The sequence below is a fragment of the Actinocrinis sp. genome, from assembly GCF_035650855.1.
Lineage (GTDB): Bacteria > Actinomycetota > Actinomycetes > Streptomycetales > Catenulisporaceae > Actinocrinis.
Genome location: NZ_DASRGV010000336.1, coordinates 1 through 9372, shown reverse-complemented (window position 1 = coordinate 9372; position 9372 = coordinate 1). Strand labels below are relative to the sequence as shown.

General features: G+C 71.0%; 8 protein-coding genes. 6 read left to right on the top strand and 2 right to left on the bottom strand.

Annotated features, from left to right (window positions below):
* Both pheS and pheT read left to right on the top strand, forming a co-directional pair.
* On the top strand, positions 1 to 1110 hold a 1110-nt coding region (pheS, locus tag VFB40_RS23755), incomplete at its 5' end, for a phenylalanine--tRNA ligase subunit alpha (protein ID WP_324854316.1).
* On the top strand, positions 1110 to 3608 hold the full coding sequence (gene pheT, locus VFB40_RS23750; protein WP_324854314.1) for a phenylalanine--tRNA ligase subunit beta: 2499 nt from the start codon (positions 1110 to 1112) through the stop codon (positions 3606 to 3608). The genes pheS and pheT, both read left to right, overlap by 1 nt.
* A 91-nt stretch (positions 3609 to 3699) precedes the next feature.
* Here pheT and VFB40_RS23745 read toward each other — a convergent pair whose 3' ends face one another.
* A complete protein-coding gene (locus tag VFB40_RS23745; RefSeq protein WP_324854312.1) occupies positions 3700 to 4905 on the bottom strand; it encodes a hypothetical protein in 1206 nt (401 codons plus the stop codon).
* Between the two features lie 137 nt (positions 4906 to 5042).
* The gene (locus VFB40_RS23740; RefSeq protein WP_324854310.1) at positions 5043 to 5468 is read right to left on the bottom strand and encodes a nuclear transport factor 2 family protein; all 426 of its coding nucleotides are present in this window, start codon (positions 5466 to 5468) and stop codon (positions 5043 to 5045) included.
* Between the two features lie 134 nt (positions 5469 to 5602).
* On the opposite strand from VFB40_RS23740, the gene VFB40_RS23735 reads away from it, so the two are divergent.
* From VFB40_RS23735 to VFB40_RS23720, 4 genes are all read left to right on the top strand, one after another.
* The gene (locus tag VFB40_RS23735) at positions 5603 to 6445 is read left to right on the top strand and encodes a MerR family transcriptional regulator (protein WP_324854308.1); all 843 of its coding nucleotides are present in this window, start codon (positions 5603 to 5605) and stop codon (positions 6443 to 6445) included.
* Between the two features lie 78 nt (positions 6446 to 6523).
* Positions 6524 to 7633 (top strand): N-acetyl-gamma-glutamyl-phosphate reductase, encoded by a 1110-nt coding sequence (gene argC / locus VFB40_RS23730; protein WP_324854306.1) that lies wholly within the window; start codon positions 6524 to 6526, stop codon positions 7631 to 7633.
* 323 nt (positions 7634 to 7956) lie between these two features.
* Positions 7957 to 9105 carry a bifunctional glutamate N-acetyltransferase/amino-acid acetyltransferase ArgJ gene (gene argJ, locus VFB40_RS23725; protein WP_349261614.1) on the top strand — a complete coding sequence of 383 codons (1149 nt, stop codon included), beginning with the start codon at positions 7957 to 7959 and terminating at the stop codon, positions 9103 to 9105.
* A 5-nt stretch (positions 9106 to 9110) separates the two neighbouring features.
* A partial coding sequence (locus VFB40_RS23720) for an acetylglutamate kinase (RefSeq protein ID WP_349261613.1) occupies positions 9111 to 9372 on the top strand: 262 nt, incomplete at its 3' end.

Genomic DNA, 9372 nt, shown 5'->3' with positions numbered 1-9372 from the left:
AAGACCTTCGACCCGGTCGAGGTTGAAGCGCTCAAGCCCGGGGAGGTCGAGCGCGCCCGCGACGAAGCCCTGGCCGCCTTCGCGGCCGCCGCCGACCTCGCCGCGCTGCACGAGGCCAAGATCGCCCACGCCGGGGACCGCTCACCCCTCGCCCTGGCCAACCGCGAGATCGGCGCGCTGCCGCCGGCCGCGAAGGCCGAGGCCGGCAAGCGGGTCGGCCAGGCGCGCGCCGCCGTCAACGCCGCGCTCGCCGCCCGGCAGTCCGAGCTCGAGGCCGAGCGCGACGCCCGGGTGCTGGTGGAGGAGAGCGTCGACGTCACGCTGCCCTGGGACCGCGCCCCGCGCGGCGCCCGGCACCCGCTGACGACCCTTCAGGAGCGCATCGCCGACGCGTTCGTCTCGATCGGCTGGGAGGTCGCCGAGGGCCCCGAGGTCGAGTCGGAGTGGATGAACTTCGACGCGCTCAACATCCACCGCGACCACCCGGCGCGCACCACGCAGGACACCTTCTTCGTCGAGACCCCCGGCGCGACCGAGGCCACCGACACCCTCGTCCTGCGCACCCACACCTCCCCGGTGCAAATCCGCTCCCTGCTGACCCGCGAGCTGCCCGTGTACGTGATCTGCCCCGGCCGGGTCTTCCGCAGCGACGCCCTCGACGCGACGCACACCCCGGTCTTCGGCCAGATCGAGGGCCTGGCCGTGGACGAGGGCATCACCATGGCCGACCTCAAGGGCACCCTCGACCACTTCGCCACCGTGATGTTCGGCGACGGCATCGACACCCGGCTGCGCCCGAGCTACTTCCCGTTCACCGAGCCGAGCGCCGAGATGGACCTGCGCTGCTTCGTGTGCCGCGGCGAGTCCGTGGGCAACCCGGACCGGCCCTGCCGCACCTGCAACTCCGAGGGCTGGATCGAGTGGGGCGGCTGCGGCGTGGTCAACCCGCGGGTGCTGCTCGCCGCCGGAGTGGACCCCGACCGCTACAGCGGCTTCGCCTTCGGCATGGGCCTCGAACGCACCCTGATGTTCCGCCACTCGGTGGCCGACATGCACGACATCGTCGAGGGCGACATCCGGTTCACGCTTCCGTTCGGGGTGGAGATCTGATGCGCGTTCCGCTTTCCTGGCTGCGGGAGTACGTCGAGCTGCCCGCCGAGGCCACCGGCCGCGAGGTCGCCGAGCACCTGGTGCGCGCCGGCCTTGAGGTCGAGACCGTGCACCAGTCCGGCCTCGGCCTGACCGGGCCGCTGCTGGTCGGCCACGTGCTCGAGATCGAGGAGCTGACCGGGTTCAAGAAGCCGATCCGGTTCTGCCAGGTCCAGGTCGGCCCGAACCCGCAGGACAGCCGCGGCATCATCTGCGGCGCCACCAACTTCGCCACCGGCGACAAGGTCGTGGTCGCGCTGCCCGGCGCGGTCCTGCCCGGCGAGTTCAAGATCACCGCGCGCTCGACCTACGGCCACGTCTCCGACGGCATGATCTGCTCGGCCCGCGAGATCGGCCTCGGCGACGACCACGCCGGGATCATCGTGCTGCCGGACGAGTGCGAGGTCGGCGCCGACGCGGCCGAACTGCTCGGCGTGCGCGACGAAGTGCTCGACATCGCGGTCACCCCCGACCGCGGCTACTGCCTCTCCATGCGCGGCATCGCGCGTGAGGCCGCCATCGCGTACGGCAGCGCACTGCGTGACCCGGCGCTGCTCGACACCCCCGCGCCGACGCGCACCGGACACCCGGTCCGCCTCCTCGACCCGACCGGCTGCGACCTGTTCGTCGCGCGTGCGGTACGCAACATCGACCCGCTATCGCCGTCCCCGCTGTGGATGCAGCGGCGCATTCAGCTCGCCGGGATGCGTCCCATCTCGCTGATCGTCGACATCACCAACTACGTGATGCTCGAGATCGGCCAGCCGCTGCACGCTTACGCGGCCGACCGGCTCACCGGGCCGATCACCGTGCGCCGCGCGCAGGCCGGAGAGGTCCTGGAGACCCTCGACGGCCAGCACCGCAAGCTGGACCCCGAGGACCTGGTCATCGCCGACGCCTCCGGCCCGATCGGCCTGGCCGGAGTGATGGGCGGCGGCGCCACCGAGGTGCAGCCGACAACCACCGACGTGCTCGTCGAGGGCGCGCACTTCGACCCGGTCGTGATCGCCCGCGCCGCCCGCCGCCACAAGCTGCCGTCCGAGGCCTCGCGCCGGTTCGAGCGCGGCGTGGACCCGAACGCGGCCGCCGCCGCGGTGCAGCGGGCCGTGGACCTGCTGGTGCTGCTCGGCCAGGGCGAGGCCGACCCGGCGGTCACCGTCGAGTCGACCCGGCCGGCTACGGCCGAGCCGATCGTCATCGAGGCGACGCTGCCCAGCCGCGTCGCGGGCCTGGAGTACTCACGCGAGGTCGTCGCCGGGCGGCTGCAGGAGATCGGCTGCTCGGTCGAGGGCGCGGACGTGCTGCGGATCATCCCGCCGTCCTGGCGCCCCGACCTGACCGACCCCAACGACCTGGCCGAAGAAGTCATCCGGCTGGAGGGGTACGACCGGCTTCCCTCCACGATGCCGCAGGTCCCGGCGGGCCGCGGCTTGACAATCAAGCAGCGCTACCGCCGCCGCGTGGGACGCGAGCTTGCGGGTGCGGGATACGTCGAAGTGCTCTGTTACCCGTTCGTCGGGCAGAAGGACTTCGACCAGCTGGGCGTGCCTGAGGACGATCCGCGACGCAACACGCTGCGACTGCTTAACCCGCTCTCCGACGAGCAGCCCGAGCTGCGTACCACGCTGCTGCCCGGTCTCTTGGCGACGCTGCGGCGCAACATCGGACGCGGCTTCAACGACGTGGCGCTGTTCGAGACCGGACTGATCTTCGCGCCGAAGCCCGGAGCGACGCCGCCGCCGCGGCTGACCACCGCGCACCGGCCCAGCGAGGAGCAGCTCGCCGCGCTCGACGCCGCGCTGCCGAACCAGCCGGCGCATGTCGCGGCCGTGCTCGCCGGCCTGCGTGAACCGGCTGGCTGGTGGGGCCCGGGCCGCCCGGCGGCGACGGATGCGAGCTCGACCCTGTGGGCCGACGCGATCGAGGCCGCGCGCACGGTCGCCCGTGCCTGCGGTGTCGAGCTGGAAGTGACGCAGGCTCAGTACGAGCCCTGGCACCCCGGCCGCTGCGCGCGGCTGCTGGTCGACGGCCGGGTCGTGGGCCACGCGGGCGAGCTGCACCCCAAGGTGCTGACCGAGCTGGGCCTGCCTCCGCGCACCAGCGCGATGGAGCTCGACTTCGACGCGCTGCTGCCGGCCCGCGACCTTCCGGTGCAGGGGCCGCTGGTCTCCACCTTCCCGGTGGCCACGCAGGACGTGGCCCTCGTGGTCGACCAGGGCGTCCCGGCGGCCACGGTCGAGTCCGCGCTGACCCGCGGCGCGGGCGTGCTGCTTGAGTCGATCAGCCTGTTCGACGTCTACCAGGGTGAGCGCATCGGCGAGGGCAAGAAGTCGCTGGCGTTCTCGCTGCGTTTCCGCGCCGCGGACCGGACGCTCACGGTCGAGGAGGCCACGCAGGCCCGCGACGCGGCGGTCAGCCTGGCGGCCGAGCAGACGGGCGCGGTACTGCGCGGCGCCTGACGGACCGCTAACGCGAGCTCAACCAGGTGTGCCCCTGCTGTCACTCGGCGGCAGGGGCACAGCTATTTGGCATTCGGCTGACCTTTGACGATCACTCAGTCCGGCGCTTGAGTAACAGGACCACCCCGCCGCCCCCTACCGCGATAACCAGCAACACTCCCAGGACCACCAACAGCGGGCTCAGGCTCGAGCCGGTGGAATGCGCGACCGGCGCGACGTCCAGCGGAGTGCTTCCGATCCCCGGCGTCGCGGAAGGCGAAGCAGCCGAAGCGGAGCCGGAGGAGGAGGCGAGCGCGGACGCGGACGCGGACGCCGAAGTGCCTGCCGAGGCGGAGGCCCCGGCCGACGGCGACGCTGATGCCGCGCTCCGGCCGGACTTCCCTCCGCCCGAACCTGAGCCGCCCCCGCCGCCCGACGAACCGGCCCCCGGCGTCCAGGTGAGGCTGGAGGCGTTGTTCCCGGAGTTCGGGTCGGGCATGGACACGAGCTGGTTCTGCATGGTCTGGAAGTAGCCTGCGATGCTCGCGTGCAGCGACAGCGGTCCGGTACCGCCGGAGAAGACCGGCTGCATTGGCATGTTGGCGCCCGAGCCCAGCTGAGACGTACAGGTCAGGGTGGATCCGGCCTGCGTGCACTGCCCGTCCACGTTGGAGACGGTGTAGTTCCCGAGCCCGGTGACCGTGATGACCGCCCTCGATACCCACGAGGGACCGTTGCTGTGCGCCCAGATGTTGATGCTGTTCGCGGGAGCCTGGTTGTTGAGCGTGACGGAAAGGTCCGCCTCGTTCGTGAACTCGACGGCGCCCGACGCCTGCGGACCGCCCGGGCCCACCCATCCGGCGGTGGTCGAGAAGCCGCACGATATGGCCGCGCAAACGCCCGGCGAGGACGACGAGCCCGAGTCGACCTGTAGCCAGAGGCTGCCCGCGCCCCAACCCGCCGACGACGGCGTGCAGGTGAAACCCCACGTCAAACCGGCGACGCCGACCGAGACACCACTCCTGCACGAGGCCCGGGTCGAAGCGCTGGCGCTGATTCCCCGGATGTACGTGGCGCCCTCGGTACCCCAGATGTCGATCTCCCCGCTCGATCCCACGATGGGGGAGCCCGAGGCGATGCTGATCGTCTGGCTGACGACGCCGCTGCCGACCCCCACGGAAACCGAATCGATCGACAGCCCGCTCGACGCGGCGCCGGCCGGCATCGCACTCACGCCGAGCCCGGCCGCGATCACCGCCCCCGCCGTGAGCAGGCGCCGAAGCGTGACAAATCCGGGGCGCAACGCCTGCGGCACCATTGTTCTTTTCTCCCACCCTGGAATGCGGCGGCTGAGCGTATCACCGCCCGTGGATAGGCCGTCAACGCTCAGCCTTAGCCGTATCCCGATCAACGCACTTCCGCTCCCGATGCCACGAGGTCACGACACCGGGTGGGTTACGACACCGGGAGGGGCTTCACCGTGAGCTGATATGACTGCTGAACGAGTCCATGTTCGTCCAGCAGCAGGAAAACCCTGGCCGCCCAGGCGACCTCGCCGGGCCGATCACCCGCGACGGGCTCCGCGAGGTGAATGGTGAATCGAAGCACGTCGCCGTGCACGCTCAAGTCGTTGTCCCAGCCCACGATGTATCGTCCGGTGGCGACGAACGCGTCGTGCGCCTCCTTCACCCGGTCGGCGATCCGTGCGCGCCCCTCAAAGCGCGCGCCTTCGACGAACTCGACGCCGTCCGCCGACCAGAGTGCGGCGACCGCATCGTGCCGCTTCGCGTCGTCCGCGATCGCCCACACCCCCAGATAGCGTTCGAGCGCTGCGTCCTCCGCGGCTTCGGTCTGCGTGGCCTCGGTCTGCGTGCCTTCCATGGCGTGATTCCTTCCTCGGCAATCTCCTCGGCCTCCTGGCCGTCGTCATCAGCCTTGGCGTTGCCGCAGTAGGAGGGTCAAGCGGCGCGAATACACGAAACCCTCCCCCTATGGGAGGGGCGCACAATGGCACGGTGGCCGCGAACGCTCCGACGACGCTTTCCATCGGGGACTTTTCCCGTGCGACGCACCTGACCGTCAAGATGCTGCGTCACTACCACCAGCTCGGCCTACTCGAGCCCGTCCAGATCGATCCTCAGACCGGGTACCGGCGGTATACGCCCGACCAGATCCCGACGGCTCAGGTGATCCGTCGTTTCCGCGCGCTGGAGATGCCGCTGGACGAGATCCGCGAAGTGATCGCGGCGCACGACCTGCCCACCCGTAACGCGCGGATCGCGCAGCACCTCGCGCGCCTCGAAGGAGAACTCGCCCGCACTCAAAGCGCTGTCAGCACACTGCGCGGTCTGCTGGAGCCCCGTGCTGCGCTCGCTCCGAGCGATGCCGACGTCGAGTTACGCAAAGCAGAGCCCACGCTCGCGGCCACGATTTCGGCGACCATCGATGCGGCGGATGCGCCCGCCTGGCTTCAGGGCGCGCTCGGCGAGCTGTACGCAACGCTCAACGCGCAGCAGATCAAGGCGACGGGCTGCGCGGGCGGCGTGTACGCCGATGGGATCTTCACCGAACACCGTGGTGAGGCGACGGTCTTCGTGCCATGCGATCGGCCGGTATCCCCGCTGGGCCGGGTGACGGCCGCGACCATCCCGATGGCCGAGCTCGCGGTGATCAAGCATGTCGGATCCCCTGGCGAGATCGACCGGTCGTACGGGCTGCTCGCCGCGTACGTCGCGAATCGTGCCATCTGCGTGGACGGGCCGATGCGCGAGTATTACTGCATCGGATCGCGCGAGACGCCGGACGAGTCGCGGTGGCTTACCGAAGTGTGCTGGCCGGTCTTCCACACCGGCGTTTGAGGAATCTCTTCACAGCCATTCGGGTGAGGCCGTGATCAGTGGTGGCATATTCATTCACGCTGCTGTATTGTCATGCACATGACGATCCGGATCGCGGTCGCGGGAGCGACCGGCTACGCGGGCGGGGAGATCCTGCGGATACTCCTCGGTCATCCCGCCGTGCTCGACGGGCGCGCGCAGATCGGGGCGCTGACGGCCTGGTCGAACGCCGGCACGCCGCTGGGGGAGCACCAGCCGCACCTCGGCCCGCTCGTCGACCGCGTGCTGGCCCCGACCGACACCGAGAACCTCGCCGGTCACGAGGTCGTCTTCCTCGCCCTGCCGCACGGCCAGTCCGGCGCTGTGGCGCAGGCCCTCGGTCCGGACGTGCTGATCATCGACTGCGGAGCCGACTTCCGGCTCGCCGACGCGGCGGCGTGGACCCGGTTCTACGGTTCGCCGCACGCCGGGACCTGGCCGTACGGGCTCCCGGAACTGCCCGGTGCCCGCGCGGCGCTGCAAGATACGAAGCGGGTAGCGGTACCCGGCTGCTTCCCCACCGTCTCCACGCTCGCGCTGTATCCGGCGCTCGCCGCCGGTCTCGCCGCACCCGAGGTCGTCATCACCGCGGTCACCGGCACGTCGGGCGCAGGCCGCTCGCTCAAGCCGCACCTGCTCGGTTCCGAGATCATGGGTAACGCCTCCGCCTATCAGGTCGGCGGCATCCACCGGCACATCCCGGAAATCGTCCAGAACCTCAGCCGGGCCGTGGCGGCCGATCCGGCCATCGCTCAGGACGGGCCGGGGCCGGCCGTGAGCGGCGTCGCGGGCAGCGGCTCCGGTCGCGTGTCAGTGTCCTTCACCCCGGTGCTCGCGCCGATGGCACGCGGCATTCTCGCCAGTTGCACGGCGCCCGTGCTACCCGGAGTCACCGCGCAGGACCTGCGCGCCGCCTACGAGAAGGCGTACTGCGACGAACCGTTCGTCACGCTGCTGCCCGAAGGCCGCTGGCCGCAGACCGCCGCGGTCCTCGGCTCCAACGCGGTGCACCTCCAAGTCGCCCTCGACGAAGCCGCGGGCCGGGTCACCGTGATCGGCGCCGTGGACAACCTCGCCAAGGGCACCGCAGGCGCGGCCGTGCAGTGCCTCAATCTCGCGCTCGGCTGGCCCGAAGGCTCGGGTCTCACCACGATCGGAGTGGCTCCGTGACCGACCAGTCCTCCCCGCAAGCCGAAGAACCGTCGCCCGGCGACTCGGCCGGGTTCATCCCGGCCGCCGACGAGATCGTCGCGGGCGGGTCGGGAGCAGCCGCCGGGATCCTGGACGCAGCCGACGCCGCCGCTGTCGCCGCGACCGCTTCGGCTGCCGCAGGCACATCGGTCTCCGCCGCCGAAGCAGCCGATGCCGACGCGACCGCCCCGGTCGCCGCAACTGCCTCGGCCGCCGCTGGCACCTCAGCCTCCGCCGGCGCCGCACTCGCCGCCGGTACAGCTAGCGGACCCGCACAGTCAGCCGCAGGCGTCGGTGTCGGCGTGACCGCGGCGCGCGGCTTCCGCGCCTCCGGCGTCGCCGCCGGGCTCAAGACCGCCGGCGCCCCGGACGTGGCCCTCGTCGTCAACGACGGACCGTCCCGCGCCGCGGCCGCCGTGTTCACCTCCAACCGGGTCAAGGCCGCTCCCGTGCTCTGGTCCCAGGAGGTCGCCAAGTCCGGCCTGCTGCACGCCGTGATCCTCAACTCCGGCGGAGCCAACGCCTGCACCGGCCCCCTCGGCTTCCAGGACACCCACGCCACCGCAGAGCACACCGCCAAACTCCTGGACGCCTCCGCCGGCGAGATCGCCGTCTGCTCCACCGGCCTGATCGGCGTCCGGTTGCCCATGGACAAGCTGCTGCCGGGCGCAACCGCCGCCGCCGAGACGCTCTCCGCCACCGGCGGCGCCGACGCGGCCGAGGCGATCCGCACCACCGACACCGTCGCGAAGACCGCGGTCGTGGCCCACGCATCAGGATTCGTCGTTGGCGGGATGGCCAAGGGCGCGGGCATGCTCGCCCCCGGCCTGGCCACCATGCTGTGCGTCATCACCACCGACGCCGACGTGCCGACCGACCTCCTCGATCCGGCCTTGCGCGCCGCAGTCGCGCACACCTTCGACCGGATCGACTCCGACGGCTGCATGTCCACCAACGACACCGTGATCCTCATGGCCTCCGGCGCCTCCGGCGTCACACCCGAGGCCGCGCAGTTCGAGGCCGCCGTGCACGAGGTCTGCGACTCGCTGGCCCGCCAGCTGATCGCGGACGCCGAAGGCGCGTCCAAGGAGATCCAGATCGAGGTCGTACACGCCGCCGACGAGCCCGACGCCCTGGAAGTCGCTCGCTCGATCGCCCGCAACAACCTGTTCAAGTGCGCCATCTACGGCGAGGACCCGAACTGGGGCCGAGTGCTTTCCGCGGTCGGGACCACGGCCGCACGCTTCGAACCCGACGAACTGGCGGTCGCGATCAATGGAGTCTGGGTGTGCCGGGACGGAGGCGTCGGCGAGGACCGCGAACTGTGCGATCTGAGCCCGCGTCAGGTGCACGTCATCGTCGACCTCAACGCGGGGGAGAGCACCGCCACCGTGTGGACCAACGACCTGTCCAAGGAATACGTGCACGAGAACTCGGCGTACTCGTCATGAAGACGATGGCGGGCGGCACCCGCTCCCAGGAGGCCCTGTCCAAGGCCCAGGTACTCACCCAGGCGCTGCCCTGGCTCTCCCGCTTCCACGGCGCGACGGTCGTCGTGAAGTTCGGCGGCAACGCGATGATCGACGAGGCGCTGAAGGCCGCCTTCGCCCAAGACGTGGTCTTCCTGCGCTACGCCGGCCTTCGCCCCGTCGTCGTACACGGCGGCGGCCCCCAGATCAGCCGGGAGCTGGAAAAGGCGGGTCTCGAATCCACCTTCA